Source organism: Kushneria indalinina DSM 14324 (assembly GCF_003385845.1).
In the GTDB taxonomy this organism is placed as follows: Bacteria; Pseudomonadota; Gammaproteobacteria; order Pseudomonadales; family Halomonadaceae; genus Kushneria; species Kushneria indalinina.
This window is the reverse complement of sequence record NZ_QRDJ01000006.1, coordinates 641475-668403: the sequence shown is the minus strand read 5'-3', so window position 1 is coordinate 668403 and position 26929 is coordinate 641475. Positions and strand designations below refer to the sequence as shown.

27 protein-coding genes are annotated in these 26929 nt (G+C 60.3%); 8 read left to right on the top strand and 19 right to left on the bottom strand.

Translation table 11 applies throughout. From position 1 onward, the window contains the following. Positions 1-2: 2 nt before the first annotated feature. The 4 genes from C8D72_RS03070 to leuC all read right to left on the bottom strand — a co-directional run bounded on the left by C8D72_RS03070 (position 3) and on the right by leuC (position 4117). Positions 3-590 carry a GNAT family N-acetyltransferase gene (locus tag C8D72_RS03070; protein ID WP_115852920.1) on the bottom strand — a complete coding sequence of 196 codons (588 nt, stop codon included), beginning with the start codon at positions 588-590 and terminating at the stop codon, positions 3-5. A gap of 169 nt (positions 591-759) precedes the next feature. Further along, a complete protein-coding gene (gene leuB, locus C8D72_RS03065; protein ID WP_115852919.1) occupies positions 760-1842 on the bottom strand; it encodes a 3-isopropylmalate dehydrogenase in 1083 nt (360 codons plus the stop codon). A 120-nt stretch (positions 1843-1962) separates the two neighbouring features. Then, the gene (gene leuD / locus C8D72_RS03060) at positions 1963-2625 is read right to left on the bottom strand and encodes a 3-isopropylmalate dehydratase small subunit (RefSeq protein ID WP_115852918.1); all 663 of its coding nucleotides are present in this window, start codon (positions 2623-2625) and stop codon (positions 1963-1965) included. Between the two features lie 34 nt (positions 2626-2659). Then, positions 2660-4117: a 3-isopropylmalate dehydratase large subunit gene (leuC, locus tag C8D72_RS03055; RefSeq protein ID WP_115852917.1), complete on the bottom strand. Its 1458-nt coding sequence runs from the start codon at positions 4115-4117 to the stop codon at positions 2660-2662. Positions 4118-4277: 160 nt separating this feature from the next. Here leuC and C8D72_RS03050 point away from each other — a divergent pair, with 160 nt between their 5' ends. Next, positions 4278-5165 carry a LysR family transcriptional regulator gene (locus C8D72_RS03050; protein WP_115852916.1) on the top strand — a complete coding sequence of 296 codons (888 nt, stop codon included), beginning with the start codon at positions 4278-4280 and terminating at the stop codon, positions 5163-5165. A 132-nt stretch (positions 5166-5297) separates the two neighbouring features. Beyond that, the gene (locus C8D72_RS03045; RefSeq protein WP_115852915.1) at positions 5298-6269 is read left to right on the top strand and encodes a nucleoside-specific channel-forming protein Tsx; all 972 of its coding nucleotides are present in this window, start codon (positions 5298-5300) and stop codon (positions 6267-6269) included. A 71-nt stretch (positions 6270-6340) separates the two neighbouring features. Here the strand turns inward: C8D72_RS03045 and cysE are convergent, their stop codons facing one another. The 3 genes from cysE to prmB form a co-directional block, all read right to left on the bottom strand. Next, positions 6341-7171, bottom strand: a complete 831-nt coding sequence (cysE, locus tag C8D72_RS03040) for a serine O-acetyltransferase (protein ID WP_115852914.1) — start codon at positions 7169-7171, stop codon at positions 6341-6343. A 276-nt stretch (positions 7172-7447) separates the two neighbouring features. Then, positions 7448-8539, bottom strand: coding sequence for a chorismate synthase (aroC, locus tag C8D72_RS03035; RefSeq protein ID WP_115852913.1), 1092 nt, complete (start codon positions 8537-8539; stop codon positions 7448-7450). A gap of 86 nt (positions 8540-8625) precedes the next feature. After that, on the bottom strand, positions 8626-9594 hold the full coding sequence (prmB, locus tag C8D72_RS03030) for a 50S ribosomal protein L3 N(5)-glutamine methyltransferase (protein WP_115852912.1): 969 nt from the start codon (positions 9592-9594) through the stop codon (positions 8626-8628). 186 nt (positions 9595-9780) lie between these two features. Between prmB and C8D72_RS03025 the strand changes: the two genes are divergently transcribed. Continuing rightward, positions 9781-10365: a Smr/MutS family protein gene (locus C8D72_RS03025; RefSeq protein WP_115852911.1), complete on the top strand. Its 585-nt coding sequence runs from the start codon at positions 9781-9783 to the stop codon at positions 10363-10365. Here the strand turns inward: C8D72_RS03025 and C8D72_RS03020 are convergent. Continuing rightward, on the bottom strand, positions 10350-11228 hold the full coding sequence (locus tag C8D72_RS03020; protein WP_115852910.1) for an alpha/beta hydrolase: 879 nt from the start codon (positions 11226-11228) through the stop codon (positions 10350-10352). The genes C8D72_RS03025 and C8D72_RS03020 overlap by 16 nt on opposite strands. A gap of 426 nt (positions 11229-11654) precedes the next feature. On the opposite strand from C8D72_RS03020, the gene C8D72_RS03015 reads away from it, so the two are divergent. Continuing rightward, positions 11655-12605: an AEC family transporter gene (locus C8D72_RS03015; RefSeq protein WP_115852909.1), complete on the top strand. Its 951-nt coding sequence runs from the start codon at positions 11655-11657 to the stop codon at positions 12603-12605. Between the two features lie 30 nt (positions 12606-12635). Here C8D72_RS03015 and sixA read toward each other — a convergent pair whose 3' ends face one another. Together sixA and C8D72_RS03005 are read right to left on the bottom strand one after the other, a co-directional pair. Next, positions 12636-13133, bottom strand: a complete 498-nt coding sequence (sixA, locus tag C8D72_RS03010; protein WP_245955125.1) for a phosphohistidine phosphatase SixA — start codon at positions 13131-13133, stop codon at positions 12636-12638. Next, positions 13130-14230 carry an NAD(P)H-dependent glycerol-3-phosphate dehydrogenase gene (locus C8D72_RS03005; RefSeq protein WP_115852907.1) on the bottom strand — a complete coding sequence of 367 codons (1101 nt, stop codon included), beginning with the start codon at positions 14228-14230 and terminating at the stop codon, positions 13130-13132. The genes sixA and C8D72_RS03005 overlap by 4 nt, the downstream gene beginning before the upstream one ends. 314 nt (positions 14231-14544) lie before the next feature. Here C8D72_RS03005 and C8D72_RS03000 point away from each other — a divergent pair, with 314 nt between their 5' ends. After that, a complete protein-coding gene (locus tag C8D72_RS03000; protein WP_115852906.1) occupies positions 14545-15207 on the top strand; it encodes a response regulator transcription factor in 663 nt (220 codons plus the stop codon). Continuing rightward, positions 15204-16631: an ATP-binding protein gene (locus C8D72_RS02995; RefSeq protein ID WP_115852905.1), complete on the top strand. Its 1428-nt coding sequence runs from the start codon at positions 15204-15206 to the stop codon at positions 16629-16631. The genes C8D72_RS03000 and C8D72_RS02995 overlap by 4 nt, the downstream gene beginning before the upstream one ends. A 70-nt stretch (positions 16632-16701) precedes the next feature. On the opposite strand, the gene C8D72_RS02990 is transcribed toward C8D72_RS02995, so the two are convergent. From C8D72_RS02990 to C8D72_RS02980, 3 genes are all read right to left on the bottom strand, one after another. Then, on the bottom strand, positions 16702-17469 hold the full coding sequence (locus tag C8D72_RS02990) for a protein bax (RefSeq protein ID WP_115852904.1): 768 nt from the start codon (positions 17467-17469) through the stop codon (positions 16702-16704). 186 nt (positions 17470-17655) lie between these two features. Then, positions 17656-19539 carry a molecular chaperone HtpG gene (gene htpG, locus C8D72_RS02985; protein ID WP_115852903.1) on the bottom strand — a complete coding sequence of 628 codons (1884 nt, stop codon included), beginning with the start codon at positions 19537-19539 and terminating at the stop codon, positions 17656-17658. Between the two features lie 174 nt (positions 19540-19713). Next, the gene (locus C8D72_RS02980; RefSeq protein WP_245955124.1) at positions 19714-20040 is read right to left on the bottom strand and encodes a YkvA family protein; all 327 of its coding nucleotides are present in this window, start codon (positions 20038-20040) and stop codon (positions 19714-19716) included. A gap of 191 nt (positions 20041-20231) precedes the next feature. Here C8D72_RS02980 and C8D72_RS02975 point away from each other — a divergent pair, with 191 nt between their 5' ends. Further along, positions 20232-22166, top strand: a complete 1935-nt coding sequence (locus C8D72_RS02975; protein WP_245955123.1) for a transglycosylase SLT domain-containing protein — start codon at positions 20232-20234, stop codon at positions 22164-22166. A 62-nt stretch (positions 22167-22228) separates the two neighbouring features. Here C8D72_RS02975 and C8D72_RS02970 read toward each other — a convergent pair whose 3' ends face one another. The 6 genes from C8D72_RS02970 to C8D72_RS02945 all read right to left on the bottom strand — a co-directional run bounded on the left by C8D72_RS02970 (position 22229) and on the right by C8D72_RS02945 (position 26433). Next, the gene (locus C8D72_RS02970) at positions 22229-22798 is read right to left on the bottom strand and encodes an exopolysaccharide biosynthesis protein (RefSeq protein WP_115852902.1); all 570 of its coding nucleotides are present in this window, start codon (positions 22796-22798) and stop codon (positions 22229-22231) included. A gap of 229 nt (positions 22799-23027) precedes the next feature. Further along, positions 23028-23597 carry an exopolysaccharide biosynthesis protein gene (locus C8D72_RS02965; protein WP_115852901.1) on the bottom strand — a complete coding sequence of 190 codons (570 nt, stop codon included), beginning with the start codon at positions 23595-23597 and terminating at the stop codon, positions 23028-23030. Next, a complete protein-coding gene (locus tag C8D72_RS02960; RefSeq protein ID WP_115852900.1) occupies positions 23572-24585 on the bottom strand; it encodes a cation diffusion facilitator family transporter in 1014 nt (337 codons plus the stop codon). Before C8D72_RS02960 ends, C8D72_RS02965 begins: the two co-directional genes overlap by 26 nt. A 22-nt stretch (positions 24586-24607) precedes the next feature. Next, positions 24608-25042: an NINE protein gene (locus C8D72_RS02955; protein WP_115852899.1), complete on the bottom strand. Its 435-nt coding sequence runs from the start codon at positions 25040-25042 to the stop codon at positions 24608-24610. Positions 25043-25129: 87 nt separating this feature from the next. After that, complete coding sequence (locus C8D72_RS02950) at positions 25130-25597, bottom strand: GNAT family N-acetyltransferase (protein ID WP_115852898.1); 468 nt, start codon at positions 25595-25597, stop codon at positions 25130-25132. Then, on the bottom strand, positions 25594-26433 hold the full coding sequence (locus C8D72_RS02945) for an isopenicillin N synthase family dioxygenase (RefSeq protein ID WP_115852897.1): 840 nt from the start codon (positions 26431-26433) through the stop codon (positions 25594-25596). The genes C8D72_RS02950 and C8D72_RS02945 overlap by 4 nt, the downstream gene beginning before the upstream one ends. Before the next feature lie 219 nt (positions 26434-26652). Between C8D72_RS02945 and C8D72_RS02940 the strand changes: the two genes are divergently transcribed. Then, entirely contained in the window at positions 26653-26859 is a 207-nt protein-coding gene (locus C8D72_RS02940; RefSeq protein ID WP_115852896.1) for a cold-shock protein, read from the top strand. Positions 26860-26929: the final 70 nt, after the last annotated feature.

Below are 26929 nucleotides of genomic sequence, written 5' to 3'. Positions count from 1 at the left end.
CCCTATTGTGATAAATGATTGGAGGGCGTCGCATCACACTCGCCCTGTGCCTCGAGTTCCCGCACAAGCCGTGGATGCAGGCGCGCCATTTCAAGACTGTCCAGATAGCGGCCATGACCAAAGGCCACTCCGCGGCTCAAACCTTCGCGCACAAAGCCGTGACGCTCATAAAGCGCGATGGCCCGCTGATTATGGCTGTAGACGCCAAGGCTCAGGCGGGTGACGTTCAGCCAGTTGTCTGCCATGTCGATGGCGGCCCTCAGAAGCTGGCCGCCCGCACCCTGCCCCGCGATCTCCGGATGAATGCTAAGCCCCAGCGTACGAACATGGGCCACCCGGGGCGAGTCGCTGACCGGATGCAGGCCAATAAGCCCCAGCGCCCTGTCCGGCCGCTGTGGATCGCAGGCACACAGCCAGATATGTTGTCCCGTCTCACCCCGTTCCAGAAAGGCACGCCAGCGCTCGATGCCGGTCCAGGGCAGCTGCATGGTGCAGGGATAGACCGCGTCATGATTGAATATCTCGGCGACAGCTTCAGCGTCGCGGGGCTCGGCGCGGCGGATACACCAGCGACCTTCCAATGACGGCATGTTCTCTCCTGTGGACCCGGGGCAATGTTTTGTCAGTCTACCCGGGCGATCCTCGACAATGCCACTCAACGCCCATCCATCAAGGCCATAATGAAAAACGGCAGCGAGCACCCCGGCTCGCTGCCGTCTACGGATTGGGCGCACCCATGATCCAGCGATGTCGAGGGTGTCAGGCCGCGTTGAAGGCGGCGAGCACGGCGTCGCCCATCTCCTCGGTCGTGACCTGGCGAGTGCCCTCGTAGGCGATATCCGCGGTGCGCAGGTTCTGATCCAGTACGGCCCCCACCGCCTGCTCGATGCGCGCGGCCATGTCGGGCGCGCCCAGGGAGTAGCGCAGCATCATGGCCACCGACAGGATAGTCGCCAGCGGATTGGCCAGCCCCTGCCCGGCAATGTCCGGCGCGCTGCCATGACAGGGCTCGAACATGCCCTGGCCGCTCTCGTTAAGCGAGGCCGAGGGCAGCATGCCGATCGAGCCGGTCAGCATGGCGGCGGCATCGGAGAGAATATCGCCGAACATGTTGCCGGTGACGATCACGTCAAACTGTTTGGGCGCACGCACCAGCTGCATGGCGGCGTTATCCACGTACATGTGCGAGAGCTCGACATCCGGATATTCGGGTGCCAGCTCGTTCATGATGTCGCGCCACAAAATGGTGACTTCCAGCACGTTGGCCTTGTCGACGCTGCAGAGCTTTTTGCCGCGCTTTTGCGCCATCTCGAACGCTACCCGCCCGATGCGGCGGATCTCGTGCTCATCATAAACGTAGGTGTTATAGCCGTAGCGCGTACCGTCTTCACGCGTCTCGCGTCCACGCGGCTGGCCGAAATAGATGCCGCCGGTCAACTCGCGCACGATCATGATATCCAGACCGGACACCACCTCCGGCTTGAGACTCGAGGCTTCCACCAGCTGCTGGTACAGCAGCGCCGGACGCAAATTGCCAAAGAGATTGAGCTCCTTGCGCAGCGCCAGCAGCCCCTTCTCCGGGCGATTGGCAATATCGGGCATGGTGTCCCACTTCGGCCCGCCCACGGCGCCCAGCAAAATGGCGTCCGCTCCTTTGGCCTTCTCCAGCGTCTCGGGGGCCAGCGGCACGCCGGAGCGGTCGATTTCGGCACCGCCGACCGGGGCTTCCTCGATGTCGATATCCAGGCCCGCCTCGCGACAGGCGTCCAGTACGCGGCGCGCCTGGCGAGTAATTTCGGGACCGATGCCGTCACCCGGCAGTACAAGAATACGTTGTGTCATGACCTGAATTCCGTTGACGCCATCCCCGTTCGGGCATGGTGCGTTTCTGACATAAAGGAAATACCGGGTGTCAGGGCGCTACGGCCCGCCGACACCCGTAAATCTGCAAGGACCATTGCCTCAGGCCTGATTGGCCGCTTCCCCGCGAAACAGCCACGGCTGCGAGGCGCGATGGCGCGTTTCGAACTCGCGAATGGCGTGACTGTTATCGGTCAGCGTCAGGCCGATATCATCCAGGCCGTTTTCAAGGCAGTACTTGCGAAACGGGTCGACCTCGAACTCGATCGCCTCCCCCTCGGGGGTCATGATCTTCTGCGCGATCAGATCGACATCCAGACGATAGCCGGGCGTTTGCTCAACGGCGTCAAACAGGCGGTCCACCGTGGCCTCATCCAGCTGAATCAGCAGCAGGCCGTTTTTGAAGGCGTTGTTGAAAAAGATATCGGCAAAGCTCGGCGCGATAATGACGCGAAAGCCGAAGTCTTCCAGCGCCCAGGGCGCATGCTCGCGAGAGCTGCCGCAGCCGAAGTTCTTGCGCGCCAGCAACACGCTGGCGCCCTCATAGCGCAGCTGATTGAGCACGAACTCCGGATTGATCGGTCGGTTCGAGCAGTCCTGACCCGGGTAGCCTTCGTCGAGATAGCGCAGCTCATCGAAGAGATTGGGGCCAAAGCCGGTGCGCTTGATCGACTTGAGAAACTGCTTCGGGATGATCAGGTCGGTATCGACGTTGGCACGATCCAGCGGCGCAACCAGACCCTTTTGGCGGACAAAGGCTTTCATGGCGTATTTCCTTGAAAATGGCGTGGTCGAGCGCTTAAAGCCCGGCGGCGCGTTTGGTCGGCACGGGCGTGTCAACGAACTCGCGGACATCGACAAAGTGACCGGTCACGGCGGCCGCAGCGGCCATGGCCGGACTGACCAGATGCGTGCGCCCGCCGTAGCCCTGACGCCCCTCGAAGTTGCGATTCGAGGTCGAGGCGCAGTGCTCGCCGGCGCCCAGCTTGTCGGCGTTCATGGCCAGACACATCGAGCAGCCCGCCTCGCGCCACTCGAAACCGGCGTCAATAAACACCTGATCCAGCCCTTCCTGCTCGGCCTGACGCTTCACCAGCCCGGAGCCCGGCACCACCATCGCCTGCTTGATGCTGCCGGCCACCTCGCGGCCCTTGACCACAGCCGCCGCCGCACGCAGATCCTCAATGCGCGCGTTGGTACACGAGCCGATGAACACGCGATCCAGTCGGATGTCGGTAATCTTCTGGCCGGCGTGCAGCCCCATGTACTCCAGGGCGCGGCCGAGGCCGCGACGCGTGGTCTCATCCTCGGCTGCTGCCGGGTCGGGCACGCTGCCGTGAATGCCCACGACCATTTCAGGACTGGTGCCCCAGCTGACCTGCGGCTCGATGGCGGCGGCGTCGAGTGTGACCACCTTGTCAAAGGCGGCGTCGTCATCGGAGACCAGCGAGCGCCAGCTCTCGACAGCGGCGTCCCACTGCTCGGGCGTCGGGGCGAAGGGGCGGCCCTTGACGTAATTGATGGTGGTGTCATCCACCGCCACCAGTCCCACGCGGGCGCCTGCTTCGATCGCCATGTTGCAGATCGTCATGCGACCTTCCATGGAGAGATCGCGAATGGCGCTGCCGGCAAACTCGATGGCGTAGCCGGTCCCGCCGGCCGTGCCGATCTCGCCGATGATGGCCAGCACGATGTCCTTGGCGGTGACGTGCAGCCCGAGCTGGCCTTCCACGCGCACCTGCATGTTCTTCATCTTGCGCTGGATCAGGCACTGGGTGGCCAGCACATGCTCGACCTCGGAGGTGCCGATGCCGTGGGCCAGCGCGCCGAAGGCGCCGTGGGTCGCAGTATGGGAATCCCCGCAGACCACGGTCATGCCCGGCAGCGTCGCGCCCTGCTCGGGGCCGATGATGTGCACGATGCCCTGACGAACGTCGTTGATGCCAAACGTCTCGATGCCAAAGCTGGTGGTGTTGTCATCCAGCGTCTGGACCTGAATACGCGAGACGTTGTCCTCGATACCCGCAATACCGGCGCTACGCTCTTTCAGAGAGGTCGGCACGTTGTGATCGGCGGTGGCGATATTGGCATCGATGCGCCAGGGGCGGCGATCGGCCAGACGCAGCCCTTCAAAGGCCTGCGGCGACGTCACCTCATGGAGCAGATGACGGTCGATATAGATCAGTGACGTGCCGTCATCGCGGCTGGACACCAGATGCGATGCCCAGAGCTTGTCATAAAGCGTCTGTCCTGCCATGTCGTCTCTCCCTGCGCTCAAGGCGCGTTCACGGTCTGCAGTGCTATGGAGCTCTTGTTATCCAGTGGGCTCTCAGCACCTGTATGGCGCCCAGCCTACGCCGCGATATACCATGAAAGCAATTCATCCTATTCATGCCATGCATTCCGGAGAGGAATCGATGGAAACCGAAAGCCTGCGGGCCTTTGTCGCGGTGGCCGAATGCGGCTCCTTTTCCCTGGCCGCCGAGCAGATTCATCTGACGCAGTCCGCGGTGAGCAAGCGCATTGCCACGCTGGAATCGCAGACGGATGCCCGTCTTTTTGATCGCATCGGCCGGCGCATTGCGCTGACCGAAGCCGGCCATACGCTGCTGCCCCGCGCTCGGGAGATTCTGGGGATGTTCGAGGATACCCAGCGGGCACTGACTCGCCTGAGCGGGACGGTGCGCGGTCGGCTGAGCCTGGCGACCAGCCATCATATCGGGTTGCATCGTCTGCCGCCGGTGCTGCGCGACTACACCCGGCGCTGGCCGGACGTACGGCTGGACATGCGCTTCATGGATTCCGAGCAGGCCTACCAGGGGGTACTCGATGGGTCGCTGGAGCTGGCACTGGCCACCCTGGCCCCTCAAACGGCGGCGCCGCTGGTGGCCATCCCCCTGTGGGTCGACCAGCTGCGCTTTGTCTGCGCACCGGATCACGCCCTGGCCCGTGAACCCTCACTGACGCTGTCACAGCTCAGCCGGGTGGACGCCGTGCTGCCCGGCGAGCAGACCTTCACCCGGGCCATGGTGGTCAACACCTTTGCCCGCGAAGGGCTCGACGTGGGCGTGGCCATGTCCACGAACTTTCTGGAAACGCTCAAGATGATGGTCAGCATTGGGCTGGGCTGGAGCGTGTTACCCGAAACCCTGATTGATGACAGCGTTCATCGACTCGATATCGACCACCCCCCGATCGAGCGTCCGCTGGGCTATCTGTTCCACGAAAACCGCACGCTTTCCAACGCCGCCCGCGCCATGATCGACCTGCTGGAGGCGTCCCGACAGGCGCCTGACCAGGTCTGAACCACCGCCATGGCACAACGCAGTAGTTGCATCATCATGCCCGGCGTGATGCCATCTCAGCCGGCGGGCTGAGCCTGCCGACCACAACGATAACCTGACCAATAACAACACAACGTATTGCAAGGAATGATCATGTCCAACCCTCTACGCATGCCCCTCACATGTCGGGCAAGCCTGCGTACGTCCTGTGGCGTGCCCCATGCTCTGATCGCTGCCGCCCTGCTGCTGCCACTGTCGGCCCAGGCCGATGAGCAGACCGCCACGGACCCGGCCGCCTCGGGCGAGACCGCCAGCTACGAGACGACCGAGGATGCGCCGCGCAGCGCCTATCTGTCGGACTGGTACAACCAGAACGTCACCGTCATCGGCAGCAAGGACATCCGCTTCGGCCCGCAGAAGATTGATGATGTCTATCTGGAGTACGAGTTCTTTGGTCGCAAGGGGCCGCTGGATCTGTATGGCTATATCGACATGCCCAAATTCTTTGGCATCGGCAATGCCGCCGACAGCGGTATTTTCGACAACGGCTCGCCGATCTTTGCCGAGATCAAGCCACGACTGTCGCTTAACGAGCTCAGCGGGCGCGATCTGAGCCTGGGGCCCATCAGCGAATGGTATCTGGCGGCCAACTGGATCTATGACTGGGGGCACAACAGCGACAATCGCCAGAACACACTCTATACCGGCCTGGGCAGCGACATCGACACCGGCACGCCGCTGGATGTCTCGTTTAACTTCTACGGCAAATATCAGTGGGAGAACTACGGGGCAGATAACGAAAACAGCTGGGATGGCTATCGCGCGCAGCTCGAGTACAGCTACCCGCTGGCAAGCTTTGATAACGGTGCCAGCCTATTCTATGCCGGCTTTACCAACTACGACTTTGGCTCGGATCTGGGCGACGATGACCCGACACGCACCAACGAATCGGTCGTGGCCACCAACGCCTTTGTCTACTCCTTCACCCACCTTCGCTTCATGGCCGTGGCCCGCTATTTCCATAACGGCGGCCAGTGGAACGACGGTAGTGAGCCGGCTTTCGGCGACTTCCGGGTGCGCAGCACCGGCTGGGGCTATTACTTCGGCGTCGGCTGGCAGTTCTGATCCCGCCTGACAGCCATAAAAAAGGGCCGGTCATGTGACCGGCCCTGTTGTCCCTTGCCTTCAACACCCTATCAGCTGCCCTGCTGATACCACTGGGGGCTTGCGACGTGCTGAAAGCTGCCGTGCTCCATGGTGACCGACGGACTCGGACAGCGCGGCCGACCGGCCTGACGCGCGGGGATACCGACCACCGTCGTATGCTCGAGCACGTCGGCCAGCACCACGCTGCCGGCCCCGATCTGGGCTCCGTAACCGATCTCGATATTGCCCAGCACGGTGGCCCCGGCGCCGATCAGTACGCCGCTGCGCACCTTGGGATGGCGATCACCGCTCTCCTTGCCGGTACCGCCCAGCGTAACGCCCTGCATGATCGAGACGTTATCGCCGATCTCGGCAGTCTCGCCGATGACAATGCCCGTGCCGTGATCGAGCATCACCCCGTGGCCTACCCGGCAGGCCGGATGAATATCGATACCAAAGGCCTGCGTGCTGCGGTCATGAAGTGCACGGGCCAGCATGCGTCGACCGTCACACCACAGCACATGGGCAAGGCGGTGCGCCTGAAGCGCCTGAAAGCCCTTGAGATAGAGCAGAATGGGCAGATATTCACTGCTGGCGGCGTCGCGCTCGATGACCGCGGTCATGTCACGTGCCGCCGTATCGATCAATGCAGGACGGGCCTGATAAAGCTCCCTGAAACAGTGGGTCAGGGCCTCGCTGGAGAGCGTGCGGTCGGCAAGCGCCGAGGCCATCACGGCGGTCAGACATCCTTCAAGATGAGGCTGCGACACCACGTAGGTGGTCAGCATTTCCGCCAGCAGGGGTTCATCCCGGGCGGCAGCGGATGCTTCCTGATGCAACCGGCCGAACACGCCGGTCCGTGCGCTGGAATCGTGCAACATATCGCCTCTCATCGAAGATATTGTATCCATTGAGGACATACCGCCACTCTCCCATTCCGGGTCCTGTCGACGGCGTCTAGAGTAACCCAGCGTAACTTTCTGTGCTTTCTTCGTTGATCACGGCGCGCGTTTCAACACAATCCCGGGATAAATGCTTCCCGTGAAGACGCCGATTCCGGCAACAAGAACCCCATAACCCCGGGCCCACCAGAAGCGGGCCCTTGAATCTGCCAGGAAAACGAAGATACAACAGAAGAGGCCCACTGACGGACAGTGCTAGCGCTGCTTGAGTCGAGGCGTCTCGACGCTGACCTCACCGTTTTGCCCGCGCTGGCGCAGCAGATGATCCATCAGGGTCAGCGCCATCATGGCCTCCGCAATTGGTGTGGCACGAATGCCCACGCAGGGGTCATGACGCCCCTTGGTGATGACCTCGACCGGCTCGCCATGCACATCGATCGAGCGGCCGGGCGTGGTAATGCTGGAGGTCGGCTTGAGCGCCAGATGCGCCACAAGCGGCTGGCCGGTGGAGATGCCGCCCAGCACCCCGCCGGCGTGATTGGAGAGAAAGCCCTCGGGCGTCATCTCATCGCGATGCTCGCTGCCACGCTGGGCGATGCTGCCAAAGCCGGCCCCGATCTCGACCCCCTTGACCGCGTTGATGCTCATCAGGCCGTGCGCCAGTTCGGCGTCCAGGCGATCAAACACCGGTTCGCCCAGCCCGACCGGCACGCCTTCGGCCACTACCGTAATCCGGGCGCCGACGCTGTCCTGGTCGCGCCGGAGCTGATCCATGAAGGCCTCAAGCTCCGGCACGCGATCCGGGTCAGGGCAGAAAAAGGGATTGTCGTCGACCCCGTCCCAGCTCTTGAAGTCAATGGTGATCGGGCCGAGCTGGCTCATGTAGCCGCGCACGCTGATGCCCTTTGCCGCCAGATACTTCTTGGCAATCGCCCCGGCCGCCACCCGCATGGCGGTTTCACGCGCACTCGAGCGACCGCCACCGCGATAGTCACGAATACCGTACTTGTGGTGATAGGTGTAGTCCGCGTGCGCCGGGCGGAACTGATCCTTGATCTTCGAGTAATCCTTCGAGCGCTGATCGGTATTTTCGATCATGAGACCGATCGGCGTGCCGGTGGTCACCCCCTCGAACACGCCCGACAGAATGCGCACCTCGTCGGCTTCACGGCGCTGCGTGGTATGACGCGAACTGCCGGGGCGACGGCGATCCAGATCGCGCTGCAGGTCCGCCTCACAAAGCGGCACACCCGGCGGGCAGCCATCCACGATGGCCCCCAGCGCCTGGCCGTGGCTTTCCCCGAAGGTGGTCAGCGTAAAGAGTTTGCCGAAGGTATTACCGGACATGTTGTGTTCCTGATAGTGCGCCGTGCCGACCGGTCACCGGCCGCACGACAGATCAAAATTCAAACCGGGGTTATCAATCCGACAGATCAGCGCGACAGCGTCGACGCCCATTCATCCAGCTGTGCCGCCGTCAGCGCGAACACGCCGTGACCGCCGCGGGCGAACTCGAGCCACAGAAAGGGCACTTCCGGCCAGGTCTCGATCACATGGCGCTCGGAATTGCCGACCTCAACCAGCAGCACGCCATCGTCGGTCAGATAATCGCGGGCCTCGCGCAGAATGCGCCGAACGATCTCAAGTCCGTCGTCGCCGGCCCCCAGCGCCAGTGTCGGCTCATGGCCGAACTCGGCAGGCATGCCACCAAGATCACCGGCGTCCACATAGGGCGGGTTGCTGACGATCAGATCAAAGCGCTGCCCGGCCACCGGGGCAAAGAGATCACCGGCCACCGCCTTCACACGGGCGCCAACATCGTGGCGAGTGATATTGGCCCGCGCCACCTCGATGGCGTCATCGCTAAGATCCGAGAGCATGACATGGGTCGTGGGCATCATCAGTGCAGCCGCGATCCCGATACAGCCCGAGCCGGTGCAAAGATCCAGCATATGCGCCGGGTCGCGCTCATCAAACCACAGATCAAAGCCTGACTCGATCAGCTCGGCAATCGGCGAACGCGGGATCAGCACGCGCTCATCGACATTGAATGCAAAGCCGGCATAGAAGGACTCCCCCAGCAGATAGGGCAGCGGTCGACGCTCGACGGCGCGCGCACGCAACAGCGTGACAATGCGGGCACGTTCGATACGAAGGACCCGAGCATCAATAATCGCCGGGTCAACATCGTGGGGCAGACGCAGCGCGCCAAGCACCAGCGCCACGGCTTCGTCCCAGGCGCTATCGGTACCATGGCCGTAATAAAGGTCATGGGCATTGAAGACACTGACCGCCAGGCGCAGATAATCACGCACGGTAAGCAGCTCATCGATCAGGGTGTCATCATCCAGAGAGAGTGGCGCGGCGGCGGGTACAGGCATGCGGGCAGAAACGTCGCTCATGAATGCGGCGGCCTTGTCGAGTGATCATAAAGTGAAGAAAAGGCGAAAGTGTACCCGTTATGTCGTACCGGCGCATCGGTACACGCCTGCACATCGGGCCTCGATTCCCTATAATCACCGCCTGAATTCATGACGTCGACGCCACCATCAGCATGACGGTCAACACCACCCAGCGGAGAAGCAGGCATGACCGGTAACCGCCAACCTGACGATGACGACCGGGCAGCCTTTCGCGAGGCCATGCAGGGCAGCGATATTCGCCCCGTCCATCATGACCGCGCCGATACGGGTCGCAGGCCGCAACGCAGCGAACTGCGTCATCGCCGCGAGGCCGCAGCCAGCAGCGGCAGCTCGGTGACGGCCACCTTCTCTCGCACCTCCGATGGGCGCGTGGATGCGGTACGTCCCTCGGAGACACTCATGTTTGCCCTGAGTGACCTCCCCCAGCGAACGCTGGCCCAGCTCAAGCGCGGGGCGATCGCCTGGCAGGCGGGGCTGGATCTTCACGGTTATGACCTTGAACAGGCAAGAGGCGAGCTTGAAGCCTTTCTGCATGAGGCCCGCGTCAACCGGGCGCGCTGCGTGCTGATCGTTCATGGCAAGGCGTGGTCGGGCGCGGCGCGCTATCCCGTCATCAAGAGTCACGTCAACGCTTGGCTGCGCGAACTCCCCGAAGTGCTGGCCTTTTGCTCGGCGCAGGACCGCGACGGCGGCACCGGCGCCGTCTATGTGTTGCTGCGCCGCACGCGTGAGGACTACGCCACGCCGTAGGCCCCGAGAATCGCATTGGCCACGCCTGCCACGCTTTGCGGCTCAAGATGAAGATGATGGCCACCGGGCACCCGATGGGTGGTCAGAGTAGTCATGTCATGACGCACGCCCTCCCGGTCCAGATGATTGCCAACGATGCCGTTGTCCGCCTGAATCAGATCCACGGGCGCCTGAATGGCCAGCAGCATGTCGCGTGACTGCGCAGGCGTCAGCTTGACCTGCGAGGGTCGCAGCAGTCGCGGGTCGGTGCGATAGCGCACGCGCGTGTCGTCCTGGATCAGACTGCGCGCGATCAGCGGCTCGGCGGTGTCGTGATCCAGCGGCGTGATGGCGCCCGCCACGCGCGCCTCGAGCGCCGCTTCAAGCGTTGCGTAGGACGGTGGCGGCGAGAGCGGCCGGCGCACGCCCAGCACGCCGTTGCGCAGCTGACGTGTCGATTGATCGACCGGGGTCGTTAACGCGCCGATCCCATCGATCAGCCACAGCCGTTCAATGCGTTCGGGCAGTGCCGCGGCCAGCAGACACGACACGCAGGCGCCCAGCGAATGCGCCAGCAGCGTGGCCCGCTCGACGCCCAGGTCGTCAAGCGCATCCAGCACATCGTGCAGGTAGTCCCAGAGCGCGTAATCGGTGCCCTTGCCCAGCCATTGAGACTTGCCATGGCCGGCAAAGTCGATGGCCACGATGCGGATATCGAGTTTTTCCACCAGCAGCGGTGCCAGTCGTGTGAAGGTCGCGGCATTGTCCAGCCAGCCGTGCAGGGCCACCCAGGTCGGCGCCTGTATCGACAGTCCTTCCCGCTCCCATACCAGACCGGCCAGACGGTTATCGGCCAAATGGCACTCTCGCGGTCTTGCGCTCATCCTGCTCGCTCCATCGTCATCAAACACAAAACAATACGACGGCTAACGATGTGATGCACTCCCTGCATGCATGGGAGCTGTTAAACAGGCGCCGTGTGGCCCGTACTCGCCATGATGCCAAAGCGTCGCGACCGAGTGTCACAGGACTTTCGGGTCGCCGATGTTGCGCCTGACGCGTATGATAACGTCTCTTTCACCCCATCTGTTCCGGAGTCGTGAATGTCTGATGCCTCCCGCCGCCTGCGTAATCGCCTCTTTTTCGCAGTGGTTCTGGCCGGTCTGATCACCGGGTTTGTAACGCTCTAACCATCCTTCCCGATACGATTTTCCCACAGGTCTTCTCCATGACATGACCGCGCCCTGCCGGCCCGGATTCATGAGAAAGGCCATAATGTCATGGCCCCTGTCGCCATACGGTAGCCCTGCATGAACCCCTCAGCCCTTTTTGCTGAAACCCTCAACGTCACGTTTCCCGTTTTTGCCATGGTGCTTCTGGGCATCGCGCTCAAGCGTCTCAAATGGATTGACAGCGCCTTTATCAATACCAGCTCGGCGCTGGTGTTTCGCGGTGCCATGCCTGCCCTGCTCTTTTTGTCGCTGGTCGATGCGGACATGTCGCAGGCACTGATACCGGACCTGATGGCCTATCTGGCACTGGCCACGGTGGCCAGCTTTCTGCTCATCTGGTGGTGGGCCACCCGGCGGGTCGCGTTTGAAGATCGCGGTGTCTATGTGCAGGCGGCCTTTCGCGGCAATGGCGGCATCGTGGGGCTGGCACTGGCAGGCAGCATGTATGGCCAGTTCGGCCTGTCCGCCGGCAGCGTACTGGTGGCGACCATCATTCCGCTCTACAACGTTCTGGCCGTCATCGTGCTGGCCTGGTATCAGCCACAGGCCCGGAGCAGCTGGCGCAGCATTGCGCTCAAGATTGTCAAAAATCCGCTGATCCTGTCCGTGGTGGCGGGCCTTTCCTTTGCCGCCACCGGCCTTGCGCTGCCGAACTGGCTGCACACTTCGGGGGAGTATTTCGCCAACCTGGCCCTGCCGCTGGCGCTGATCAGCATTGGTGGGACCATGTCGATGACGGCCATTCGCGAGGCCAGCGGCGTGGCGCTGGGGGCCAGTGTGATCAAGATGGTATCGATGCCGGTTGCAACGGTGCTGATCGCCTGGCTGGCAGGCTTTGAAGGGCGGGAACTGGTGCTGCTGTTTCTGTTTCTGGGCAGCCCGTCAGCGGCCGCCAGCTTTGTCATGGCCCGAGCGATGGGTGGCAACGCAAGGCTTGCCGCCAATACAGTGGCCATCACCACACTGGCCAGCAGCGTGACCATCACACTGGGTATTTTCATCCTGCAGATTACCGGTATGACGGGCTGACACGCCCGTCATCACGGCAGCGCCAAGGCGCTACTCAAGCGTTGCGTTGGCAGGCGTAACGTGGCGTGCAAGCGTCGCGCAGCCGGCCGCCCAGACCTGAGCATCCAGTTCGACCACGTCCGCCGTGCCCATGGGCAGCCGGGCATTGGGGCTGCCATCCACCAGCTGGCCGACCAGCTCTGCGACAAGCGGCATGTGGCTGACAAACAGCCAGGGCGCATCGTCCTCACGAGGGTCGACGTTGTCAGTGAGCCATTCGATCATTGTGGCCGGCGGTGCATCAGGGGTCATGATGGGCAGCGTCATGATGTCGTCCACGTGCAGGGCCCGGCCGATAATGCGAGCGCTTTGCTGGGCGCGGTCGTAGGGGCTGGCCACGATCTTCAGCTGATGCCCCTGCTCTCCCAGTATCGAGACGAACCAATCAGCGATACGGGCAACTTCCTGCTGTCCGGTAACGTCCAGCGGCCGTTGCGCATCAGGCGTTCCGGAGGCGGCTTCACCATGGCGCATTACGTAGATTTTCATGATGGGATATCCCTGGCTGCGGTTTGCTGCTGAGCACGCCGCGTATCCTCTCGCGGCAGCGTGAATTCGACGTCACTGCTCTGTTCACTGCGCATGAGTGCCGTAGCCATCTCGCGCGGTGCAACGCCTTCAAACATGACCCGATAAAGCCCGGTCGCCAACGGCATATAGATATGGTCTTCCTCGGCCCTTTTGACGATCAACGACACCGTGTTGACCCCTTCGGCCACCTGTCCCAGCGCCGCGGTGGCTTCATCGAGCGTTCGCCCCTCACCCATCGCGTAGCCGACCCGGAAATTGCGCGACAATTTGGAGGAGCAGGTCACGATCAGATCACCCACGCCCGCCAGCCCCAGAAAGGTCATGGGACTGGCGCCCTGAGCCACCGCAAAGCGGCTCATTTCGGCCAGCGCCCGGGTGATCAGCATGCTGCGGGTGTTTTCGCCCATGCCGAGTGCTGATGCCATGCCTACGGCAATGGCATAGATGTTCTTGAGCGCACCGCCCATCTCAACACCATAGCGGTCATTGCTGGCATAGACACGAAAATGATCACACGAGAGTGCCGCCTGCACCCTTGACCGGGTTGATTCATCGTCGCTGGCAATGACGCTGGCACTCAGGTGCCCCTGAGCGATTTCAGCGGCCAGATTGGGACCGGAGAGCACGCCGATGTGCGCACTTTGGGTCTCCTGCTCCAGAATCTGGCTCATCAGAAGAAAGCTGTCGGTCTCGATTCCCTTGGTGGTACTGACCAGAATGGCATTGTCAGCAAAATGCGGCGCGGCCTGGCGCACCACCTGGCGAAACCCGCCGGAAGGAATGGCGATCAGTACCAGTCGCGCCTGTTTCAGCACCCAGGCCAGATCAGTCGAGGCCACGACATCAGGATGAATGCTGAAATCAGGCAGGTAGCGATAATTGACATGATGGGTATTCACATGATCGACCAGTGCTGCGTCACGCATCCACTGGCGTACCCTGGCACCGCCGCTGGAGGCAATACTGGCCAGCGCCGTGCCAAAACTGCCGCCTCCCAGCACGGCCACCGGAGGCACACGAATATCATCTGTACTGACCTGAGGCTCGACTGCCATGGGTAATCCTTGTTGATCGACGATAAGCAGGCTTTAGTGTAACGCTTGACCGGCCGCTCGGGTAACGCACGCCCCGCCTGTTCGCAGAGCAGGCCGGAACCCTTTTGATGCAGACCATGCCAGTTATCAGCCAGGAAGAACATGGCATGATGCAAACCTGGGCACCAATGAATACTTTTGGGGTCAGAAAGCCGAATCAATGACTTGCACCAACACACGGGACGAGGATCATGAGAACATTGCGCCACTCTTCATCGTTGCCTAAAGCAGGCCCCATACCGCCCTTACAACGTTCCAACCAGGAGCCCAACAGCATGCAGGTATTATTTGTCGAAGATGATTTATTGCTGGGTGACGGCGTGGAGACCGCCCTTCGCCGTGAAGGCCACCAGGTCACCTGGCTGACCGAAGGCGAAGGCGTGCTCGAACATGTTGAACAGGGCCAGGTCGAGGCCGTCGTTCTGGATCTGGGGTTGCCCGGCATTGATGGCATGGAAGTTCTGCGCCGGATTCGTGCCGCCCATGATATCCCGGTACTGATCCTGACCGCGCGTGACAGCCTGGAAGACCGCATCCAGGGACTGGATGCCGGTGCCGATGATTACGTGCTCAAGCCCTTTGACGTCGATGAGCTTCAGGCCAGACTGCGCGCCATCAGCCGCCGCCAGGGCGGTCGTACGCAACAGAGTATCCGCATTGGCCCGCTACATATCGATCACGCGCGCCATGAGGTCAGCTGGAAGGATCAACTGGTCAAGCTCAGCCGACGCGAATACACCCTGCTGCATGAGCTGGCCCAGCACCCCGGGCAGGTCTTTACCCGGCCCCATCTGGAGAAGCTGCTCTACGGTTGCTGTGACGAGATCGAATCCAATGCGCTGGAAGTGCATATCCACCACCTGCGCAAGAAGCTGGACAGCAACCTGATCGTGACTCTGCGCGGCATCGGCTACCGTCTGGACGACAAGATCGAATGACCTCGATTCGCCGTTACCTGACACGTGCCGTCATGGGGCTGGTACTGCTGGGTGCCATTCTCTCGGGTCTGGCGGCATGGCTGATCACAAAGCACGAACTCGAGGAGATGTTTGACGCACAGCTCTCCCAGTTCGGGCGCATCGTGACCGGCATGATCGATATCAACATGGATTCGCAGGACTACCAGGCCCTGGCGGATCGACTGACCCAGCCCGGCCATGCAGCGCGCTTCTACAGCATGGAAGACAGCGGTGATTCGAGCATTATCATGGATACGCACTCCGTGAGCACGCCGCGCCGATTTAGGGAAGAAGAGCGGCTGCTGTCACTGGGCTTCTGGAACAGTGACCGCTCGCCACGCATGCTCAGCGCCGAGTGGAATGACAACGGCCCCTTCCCGCCCCCCAGGGAGACCGGCTATCGCTGGGTCACCTATGATAGTGAGGAGTGGCGCGTTTTCAGCATCTACGACAAGCAGCATGGTGTCTGGGTCTCCACCGGGCTGCGCGATGATTTTCAGCAGGAGCTGGTCAACAAGATCCTGCTGGGCAACAGCATCCCCTTTTTGCTGATCCTGCCCCTGCTGGGTATCGCACTCTGGTGGGTCATTCGCCGCGGCCTGCGTCCTATCGACAATCTCTCGGCGGAAGTTGCCCGGCGCTATCACCAGGACCTCACGCCGATCGAACAGGATCCGCCGCGTGAGCTGACAGGGCTTCGCGACTCTCTCAACGCCTTCATTGAAAGGCTTCGCATGGCGCTCGACCGGGAAAGACGTTTCACGGCGGATGCCGCTCACGAGCTGCGCACGCCGCTGGCGGGTCTCAAGATTCATCTGGATAACGCTCGCGCCAGCGAACAGGACTACCAGAGTTCACTGGACAAGGCGCGCCAGGGCATCGAGCGTCTTCAGCGGGTGGTGGATCAACTCCTGACCCTGGCGCGCGTGGAGCGAACGCCACAACGTCAGCTGGACGTGGTCGATCTCTATCCCATCGCCTCCCAGCTGGCCGGTGAGATGTGGCCATTGGCCAATCACCGACATCAGCAACTGGAGATGAGTGGCCTGTCCTCGCTTGAGGTACGCGCCGACCCGACAGAGCTCGGCGTACTGCTGCGCAACCTGCTGGATAACGCCCTTCGCTACACACCCGATGGCGGCACCGTCATGCTGCACCTAGACAAGAGCCACGGGCAGCCGATGATTCAGGTCATTGATGATGGCCCCGGCGTGCCTGCCGAGTCGCTTGAAAAGATTACCGAGCGCTTTCATCGCGCCAATCAGCGCATGACGGGCAGCGGCCTGGGGCTCTCGATCGTCAAGCAACTGACCCAGCGTCAGAAAGCCTCACTGGTCATCGACAATCGAGAGCCGCACGGGCTGGCCGTAACCGTGACCTGGCCATCATCGCAGGCACACTGAGCCAGACATGCCACCCGAAAATGAAAAAGTCGCCTCAGGGCGACTTTTTCATGAGCGGCAATCCAATCAATCAGGCGGGATCGTCACTGTCCTGGACGCGCATCTCTTCAATCAGCGGCGCATTGGTATTTAAAAGCGATTGCAGGGCAGCAAGGTAGGCATCCCCACGAATGGAGTAGTTCTGCAGCGAGGGAATCAATGCCAGCGCATTGACGTTTTTCCCCTTGTCACGCAGCGCCGCACGACGCTCACGCAGATGCTCGTAGGCACGATGGGTATTGAGGTTGCGCATGTAGGCTTCGATGCCGTCATAAACGGTGGCGAAGCTCTGATAACCGCTGCCGGTGCCGGTCTGTTCAAGGCCACAGTTGTTGCCGAAGCAGCGCATGCCAAAGAGGTTATTGCCTTCACGGGCAAAGCGCGATGTTCCCCAGCCGGATTCTTCCACGGCCTGAATCAATACCAGCTGAATCGGTACGGTATCGACGCGGGCGAACAGACGCGACCAATTGACGTTTTTCTCGTTGTTGCAGCTCAAACCATAGTCGTCACATATGGCGGCCAGGCGCTTTCGTGAGCCAACAGTCCAGCGCTTTTGCTCACGCATGTGTGAAAGCCATTCACGATCATTCTGAATCTCATCGTTGGCTTTCTCGATGAGCGGAATCATTAGATTAAAAAAGGCAATCTTTCGATCGCTGCCGGCTGGATGTTCTCGCAGATCCGGCATGTGGAAACTGGGCTTGCTGCTATCGGCGTGAGAGGGTGTGAACACGCTGAAAACTGAGAGTGCAAGCACGAGCGTCAACGTCGTTAACGGGCGATGCGTTCGTGTCATGTTACAGGGCTCGGTATCAGGACAAGGCAGCAGGCTAACATGATTTGCCTACCGTGTCGTCATAAGCGACGACCTGAGGCGAAAATCCGTAAAATTGCATAACCATGTAAAATACGTATTCGCGGGAAGAAACCACAAGAAAATGACGGCCATTCGGCCGTCATCCTCTCTTTTAGCCAATACCCGTTAATGGGTCAGCATGGCGTTCAGGCGACGTACATAGGCGGCAGGATCATCGAGCTGGCCACCTTCGGCGATCACGGCCTGGTCAAAGAGTACGTGGGCCAGATCCGTAAAGGCGTCCCCTTCACTGCCTTCCAGTCGAGAGACCAGCGCATGATCGGGGTTGAACTCAAGAATCGGCTTGACCTCGGGCACCGGCTGGCCGGCCGCTTCCATCAGACGACGCATCTGATAGCCCATCTCGTTTTCAGGCAGCACCACGCAGGCCGGTGACTCGGTCAGGCGATGCGTTACCCGCACTTCCTGAACCTGATCGCCCAGCGCTTCGCGGAAACGCTCGGCCAGTCCTTCCTTGGCCTTCGCGCTTTCCTGCTGCGCCTGCTTCTCCTCTTCGCTGTCGATATCGCCAAGATCCAGATCACCACGAGTAATGTCGATCAGCGACTTGCCATCAAACTCGGTGAAGTGGGTCATCAGCCATTCATCGATGCGATCGGACAGCAACAGGACTTCGATGCCCTTCTTGCGGAAGATCTCAAGGTGCGGGCTGTGCCGCGCGGCATTGAAGCTGTCAGCAATGATGTAGTAAATCCCCTGCTGACCTTCCTTCATGCGGGAGATGTAATCCGCCAGCGACTGATTCTGGGCCGAACTATCGGTGTGGGTGCTGGCAAAGCGCAGCAGACCGCCAATTTTTTCACGATTGGTGTGATCTTCTGCCGGGCCTTCCTTGAGCACACCACCGAACTGGTTCCAGAAGTTCTGATAGGTATCACTGTCTTTGGAAAGCTTGCCGAGCATGTCGAGTGCGCGCTTGGTCAGTGCGCCCTTCATCTTCTCGACCTGCGGGTCCTGCTGCAGGATTTCACGTGAGACGTTAAGTGACAGGTCGTTGGAATCAACCACACCCTTCACAAAACGCAGGTACAGCGGCAGAAACTGCTCGGCATCATCAATGATGAATACCCGCTGCACGTAGAGCTTCAGCCCACGGGCGCCTTCGCGCTGATAGAGATCAAACGGCGCGCGCGACGGTACGTAGAGAAGGCTGGTGTACTCGAGCTTGCCTTCGACCTTGTTGTGGCTCCAGGTCAGCGGGTCGCTGAAGTCATGCGCCACATGCTTGTAAAACGCCTTGTACTCGTCATCGCTGACCTCGCTTTTGGGACGAACCCACAGCGCCTGAGCCTCGTTGACGGTCTCCCAGGTGACAGTGACATCGGTCTCGTCTTCGCCTTCCTGAACGGTCGGCATACGCACCGGCACTTCGATATGGTCGGAATACTTGCGCACTAACCCCTTGAGGCGATGCTCGTCGGCAAACTCAAGAGCATCTTCCTTGAGGTGCAAAACGATTTCGGTGCCGTGGGCGGCGCGCTCGATGTCCACAATGGTGAACTCGCCCTCGCCCTTCGAGCGCCACTCCACGCCATGCTCCTGGGACGTGCCGGCCTGACGCGTACGCACGACCACCTCGTCGGCCACGATAAAGCCCGAGTAGAAGCCAACGCCGAACTGACCGATCAGACGGGCGTCCTTTTGCTGCTCGCCGGACATCTGCTTGAGAAACTCGGCGGTCCCGGACCTTGCAATCGTGCCGAGATTGGCAATCACGTCTTCACGGTTCATGCCAATGCCGTTATCACGAACGGTGACGGTTTTAGCCTCCTGATCAAACTCGATCTCGACGCGAAGCTCGGGATCACCCTCGTACAGGGCATCACTTTCCAGCGCCTGATAGCGCAGCTTGTCGCAGGCATCGGCGCTGTTGGAAATCAGCTCACGCAGAAAGATTTCCCGGTTGGAATACAGGGAATTGATCATCAGGTGAAGAAGCTGTTTGACTTCGGTCTGGAAACCGAGCGTCTGCTCTTGCGCACTCGTCATGGCAACATTTCTCTTCTGACAATAATCGACTGGGTGAAACACGCCACGCGGTCTGCCTTTTGATCAGACCGCGTCGTGCTGTGTGTTACCCGTTATGGGGGAAGTTGTCGATTTTTCAAGAGAAACGACCCTGCATCCGTCAGGACAGGGTTGCCGTTTCGGTAGGATCGGCCATTACGTGACGGGTTCGCCGGTGCTTTCGCGCCAGCGTCGATAGTCATCAAGCTGTTCATCGATCTTGGCCAGCAACCAGCCGCTGATAATGACGTCATCGATCAATCCCCAGAAGGGAATGAAATCCGGAATCAGGTCAAAGGGGCTGATCACATAAACGATCGCCAGCGCCATCAGCCCCACTGCCTTTTTGGGCAGCGGCCGGTAGCGTCCCTTGCGCCAGTCGTTGAGCATGGGAAAGAAGGTACGAAACGCCTTGAAGATGCGCCAATAGATGCGACCACGGCCACGAATCAGACCGATGGGATTGAGTCGACCTTTTGCCATGGATGAATACTCCGAATAAAAGTGCTGTTTCAAAAAGGCCGTTATCTGCGTCTGCCTGCCCAACGCCGGATGAGCTGAAGATTCTGCCAACGGGATCGTTAAATTCAGCCACCTGGATTAGTCTAGGCCCCCAGGAAGCAGTATGCCTGTCCTGGACAGGTTCATATCGGTGGCTGACAGGAGTTTTTCGGGTGAGGGTTACGCAGACATTAACCAGATGCTGGCTGGGCATCATGCTTGCGGCGGGGCTTGCTGCACCGTCACTGGCCAGCGACGAGAGCTTTAACCAGTCCTTTGAGGCCGCCCGCGCCCAGCAGTGGGATCAGATCGACCGTGACGCTGTCCGAGGACATGTACTGGAAGGCTATGTCCAGTATCACGAACTCAAGTCACGCCTGCCAGGCGTATCCCCCTCGGCCATCAATGACTATCTCAGGCGCCATCAGGATTCGGTGCTGTCAGAGTGGATGCGTGGCGTGGCCCAGGATGCCTGGGGGGCGCGTCAGCAGTTTGATGATTTCCTGGCCGTCAGCGATGGCGTTCCGCAGAGCACCACGCGTCAGTGCTGGTACTATCGGGCGCTTTTGAATCAGGAACCAGAACGCGCCTCGCTCGGGGGGCGCGAGCTATGGCTGGTCGGCCATTCACAGCCTTCGACCTGCGATCCGCTGTTTGATCAGCTGCGTGCCAACAACACCATCACCGGCGCCGACGTCTGGGCACGGCTGATGCTCGCCTGGCGCGCGGGAGACGACGGCATGCAGCGCTATCTACCGGGCGAGCTGCCGTCGGACTGGTCCGCCCAGCGCGCCGCGTTTGAGCGCCTGCAGAGCGACCCCGGTCGCATTACCGAGCTGCCCGGGCTCGTCAGCCTTGATGCCCCGGGCGTCTCCTCACTTTACAGTACGGCCATGGCACGCCTTGTCCGCCAGGATACGACCCGGGCACTGATGGTGTGGCGCGAGATCAAGTCCCGCGCACCGCTGACCGATGAACAACGTCATGATGTCGAGCACGACCTGGCGTTCTACTCGCTGGTACGCGAGGTCAACGCCAATACACAGTGGGCCGATACGGCCACGGCTCAGCTGGGTGATCAGGACCTGCTGGAGCTGCGCACCCGCAAGGCGCTCGAGCATCGCCAGTGGCAGGAGGTTGCAGCCTGGATCGAGCGCATGGCGGAAAGCGAGCGTCGTGACGCTCACTGGCAATACTGGCTGGGCCGCGCTCGACAGCAGCTGGGTAACGAGGAAGGCGCACGTCAGGCATGGCAGATTGCGGCCAGCCAGCGCAGTTTCTTCGGCTTTGCCGCCGCCGATCGCATCAACCAGCCCTACGCGCTTGAAAATAAGCCAATCACGATCGCCGAGCATGACCTGGAGGACGCCGCTGCCCTGCCCTCGATGCGCCGCGTTGCGGCGCTGTATCGCATTAACGAGCCGGGGCTGGCTCGGGCCGAGTGGTATTACCTGATGCGCCACCTGCCAGGGCCACAGCGACCGACGCTGACGCAGTATGCCCTCACCCAGCAGTGGTATGACCTGACCATTTACGCCGCCATTCGTGGTGATCACTGGGACGCGCTCGACTGGCGGTTCCCGCAGGGCTACGCCGATCTGTTCCAGAAATGGGGACAGGCACGCAATGTCGACCCGTGGCTTCTCATGGCGCTGGCACGACGTGAAAGCTCCTTCAACCCCCAGGCACAGTCACCGGTCGGCGCGCGCGGTTTGATGCAACTGATGCCCGGCACAGGGCAGCATGTCAGCCGACAGCTTGGCGTGCCGTGGCAGGGGGTGCCCAGCCTCGAAGATCCGGAAACCAACGTCATGCTGGGCAGTGCCTATATTCGCGACATGGCGGCGCGTTACAGCGGCAATCGTATTGCCGCGGCCGCTGCCTATAACGCAGGCCCCGGCCGGGTGGATCGCTGGCTGGCCGACAGTGATGAGCCCTTTGATCTTTTCATCGAGGAGATTCCCTTTCGCGAAACACGCGAATACGTCCAGGCGGTACTGACCTATCGTGCCATTTTTGAAGGACTGGCAAAGGGATCTACCCAGGGGGTTCACATGATGACGGAGCACGAGCGCACGACGCGCTACAGTGGCGCACTTCAGCGCTGAAGGTATCGGCATCAAAAAAGGGGCCCTGCCGGGTCCCTTTTTTGATGGCTGCGACAACCGCGCTATAGCAGCAACAACAGCGATGCCATGCCCGCCACGGCAACGATCAGCCCCGTCAGTGTTGCCAGGCCATCGCGCATCAACATGCCCAGCGCTATCAGCAGCAGCATGGCACAGGGCAACGCCGGCCCCATTGGCAGGGGCTCGACAAAGGGAATGGACAGGCTGATCAATACGATAAACAGCGCCACCACGCGATGAGTAACATCGTTGTCCATGAAGGCCAGGCGAGGCCTGAAAAGACGCTCCAGACGCTTCACCCATGGATTGACCTTCTCTACAGTTCGATGAAAGCGTTGACCGTTAATCGAAAGGTGACGCAGGCGTTTGGGCAGCCAGGGATTGCGGCGGCCCATGACCTGTTGAATGGCGACCAGCGCCGTCACGATGCCGCAGACGGTAGGCAGGCCAAAAATGGGCAGGGCCAGCGCAATCAGTGGTGGCATGACCAGAAGCGGGCCGAAACTGCGCGAATGGAAGGTTTCCAGAACATCATTGAGGCTGACCTCGCTCCCCTCGTGCTTCTCGTCCAGCGCCGTCATCAGGTCACTGAGCCTGGTGGTTTCTGCCATGAATATCCATAGTGCGTTGGTAAATGAATCCGGTAATCACCGGATATCCGCTGCAGAGCCTGATGTCTCGAATCTGCTGTAGCGGCATCTCTACAAGGCGCTTGAGCAGCCCCAATCATGCGAAGACATCGTCCGGATTCCCTCTGACGCTGGCACGAGACACTGACAAAGCTGACGAAAACTTCTCTACCAGATGGTCAGATAGCGCCACCATGATGATGACAGAAAGCTATAGCATCACTCCCAGCCATAGCGCGCCTACCACGGCAATGACCAGCCCCACCAGCATTACCAGACCATCACGCGCGATCATGCCCAGTGAAATCAACAGCAACATTCCAGACGGCAGAGCGGCCGCGAAGGGTAAAAGCTCCAGCGGCGCCATGGACAGACTCAACAACGTGACCAGTACGGCCACCACGCGTCGTGCTGTGTTGGTATCCATAAATTCAAGCCGCGGCTTGAAAAGAGTCTCAAACCGTTTGGCCCAGGGCTTGACGCGAACCACCATCCGATGGAAACGATCAGCGTCAATGGACACCCCACGTAGACGCTCCGGTAGCCAGGGGTGGGAACGCCCGAACACCTGCTGAACCGCAATCAGTGCCATAAACAATCCGCAGGCGGTTGGAATACCCGGGACCGGACAGACCAGCGCCAGCAGTGAGGGAATAACCAGCAATGGCCCGAACCCACGGGATTCAAAGGTCTTTAAAATATCGTTGATACTGACATCATCGCCCTCGTGCTCTTCATCCAGCGAGGTCATCAGTTCACTGAGACTGGTGGTTTGTGTCATGAATATCCGTATTGCTGTCGTGAATGAGCCGATCTTTATCAAATGGACCTGGTGTCAGGGCCCGCGGCCGAAAGACACCGCCTTCAAGACTGGACTCGGCCTCGATAAAGATCCGCTTGATCTCGTCATGCTGCTGTTTGAGGCTTTGATCCAGCTCGGCAATGACTCGCTCGAGCCTCTCGGCCGGCATGCTTTGATTAAAGCGCACGCTCAGATTGACCAGAATAAAATTCGGTCCCATATGCATGGTCAACACTTCATTGACGGCCTCGACCTGAGCGTGACGTCCAACCGTCTTTCGAATGTCTTCCACAACACGGCGGTTGGCACTCTCGCCGATCAACAGTCCCTTGGTTTCGATGGCAAGCCATACGGCGGTGCCTGCCAGTATCAGGCCGATCACGATGGAGGCTACCCCATCAAATACGGGGTTGCCGGTCACCTGGCTCAGCCAGACGCCGCCCAGTGCCACCACAAGCCCCAGCATTGCCGCCGAATCCTCGAACAGCACCATGAAAAGCGAAGGATCCTTGCCGCGCTGCACTGCCTCAACGTACCCCCACTTGCCCTTGGCCTTGCGAAAGCCATGCAGGGCAAAAAGCCAGGAGGCCCCTTCAAAGACAATCGCCAGCCCCAGCACAATGTAGTTGATCAGAGGCGACGACATGGGCTCGGGTGACAGTACATGGACCACACCCTCGTAAAATGAGACCCCGGCGCCGATCGCAAAGATCAAAATGGCGACCACAAAGCTCCAGAAGTAGACCTCCTTGCCGTAGCCGAACGGGAAATCCTGATCCGCGGGCTTTTGGGCACGATGCATGCCCAGCAGCAGCAGAATCTGATTGCCGGTGTCCACCACGGAATGGATGCCTTCGGAGAGCATGGCCGAGCTGCCCGTGATGGCAGCGGCCACGAATTTGGTCACGGCCACGGCCAGATTGCCGGCCATGGCAGCATAAATAACGGCTTTTGATTCAGAGGCCATAACAGGATGCCTGCATCGGGATCTAGCGCTCGCGTTCGTGTTTTATCGACAGCTGATCGTTGAGTGTCCAGAAATCATAGAGTACGCCCAGCAGGAAAAGCCCGCCGGTCAGCAGATAGATGACACCCGTGATCCACTTGCCCATGTACATGCGATGGATGCCCAATGCTCCAAGAAAAGTCAGCAGTACCCAGCTAACGGTATAATTTCTGCTGCCGCGCTGAAATCGCAGGTCGGCCTGACGGTCCATGAGCGGGATAAGAAAGAGATCGACAATCCAGCCAATCAGGAAAAGACCAAAGGTGAAAAACCAGATCGTGCCTGTCACGGGTTTGCCGTAATAGAAACGATGCGCACCGGTAAAACCAAAAATCCACAGCAGATACCCCATGAGCATATTATGGGTGCCCTGCGTGGCAGGCGTAGTTTGCGTTGGAGCGTGTTCGGGTGCAGACATGCGATTGCCCTTCAAGGTAGTGGTACTGCACCCGATATGGTGGCAGGCGGTGAAACAGTCAATATCGGAAAGTGCGATAGTGAGACGTCACGTACGTCTCTCCATGTGCAAAAGCCCCGATATTTCGCCCGAGTTGGGCATGACCTGAAAGCCCATGCGCGCATAGAGTCGACGCGCCGGATTTTCGGTGAAGACCTTGAGACGCATCTTTCTCGCGCCCAGTGACTCCTGCCGCTCGATCCAGTGTGACAGTACTTCACCACCGATGCCCTGGCCCCGCCACGGCGCCGTCAGGTGCAGTTCGCGAAGATGGTGAATGCCGTCCACCACATCCCAGGCAATCAGCCCCGCTCTTTGCTCATCACGCATGATGATGGCCGTTTCCAGACGCACCCACTGATCCCTGAAAAGCTGGCGACTGAAGACCATGCGCCGCTTTTGCCAGTAGGGAGACATGGTCTCCTCCACCAGCTGCTGAGCAAAGCGCAGGTCATCCGTATGATTGCCGGGGCGCCAGTCCAGCGGCCAAAGCGGCTGTGACGTGACAGCACTCATGATACGCCCAGCTCCTTGAGCCTTTCCTTGAGATAGCCATCGGCGCTATAGCGCTCGGAGAGCGTCACCTCCGGTCTGGGGTGCAGAAACAGCGGCAGGGACAGACGTGCGCGCTGACGCGAGGCGCCTTCAGGATTGACCACCCGGTGTGTGGTGGAGGGGAAATACCCGCTTGAGGCTTCCTGCAGCATATCGCCGACGTTGATGATCAGCTGGCCCGGATCACAGGGCACGGGCAACCACTGCCCATCGCGTCCCTTGACTTCCAGTCCTGCTTCATTTGAGGCAGGCAACACGGTGATCAGGTTGATGTCCTCATGCGCGCCCGCACGTACGGCACCGGCACTCTCACCACCTTCAAACGGCGGATAGTAAAGTACGCGTAGAAGCGTCTGGTGACTGTCGCGAATCATGCTGGAGAGCGATTCACTAAAGCGTGTTGAGACATCCTCAGGCGTATTGGCTTCAATCCAGCCCAGAAGCGTCTCGGCCACTTCCTGAGCGATTCGATAGTACTCATCGATATCGGCCTGCAGGCTGTCGGGCACCTTCGTCCCGGGGTAGATATGAAAGTACTCCTTGAGATCCTTTTGCGTTTGCCCCTTCGCGGTCTCGGAGATACTCGCCGGGAAAAAACCGGCGTGGGTTGCGGGGTCAAAACGCCACTGATGCTTGCCTTCATCTTCAAAAAAGGCTGCCCACCCGGCATAGATCCGCTCTACAAGCGCCTTCGGTACAGGGTGGTTGCGCACTACGCCAAAGCCGGTCTCACGCAGGGACTGCGTGAACTGCTGCGCGGCCTGAGCATTTTGATAATCGACGTTCTGGACGTTCATCGGTCCTGCCTCCAATGCTGATCGTTCCAATGCATAATGGCATGCACCTGAAGATTGGCAAATTGCACTTGACCTTTCTCAGGATACTGAATCATGCTTCCAGAGGTAGCTTTGCAGGTAGAATGTCTGACCGATTCCTCGATCAACATTCCTCTGAAAGCCCAACGCATAAACGGGCTGCGGCTCGGTATCACTGCAAATAGAGCAAGGACATCAAAGATGGCAACCGGTACTGTCAAATGGTTTAACGACACAAAGGGATATGGCTTTATCTCTCCCGACGACGGTGGCGACGATCTCTTCGCGCACTTCTCCGAGATTCAGGCTGAAGGCTTCAAGTCGCTTCAGGATGGCCAGAAGGTCTCCTTTGAGGTGACTCAGGGCAAGAAAGGCCTTCAGGCCGCCAACATCAAGGCCACGGACTGATCCCTGTATCAGCACCCGCCTTGCAAAAAGCCCGCGCCATGGCGCGGGCTTTTTTATATCCGGCAGTTTT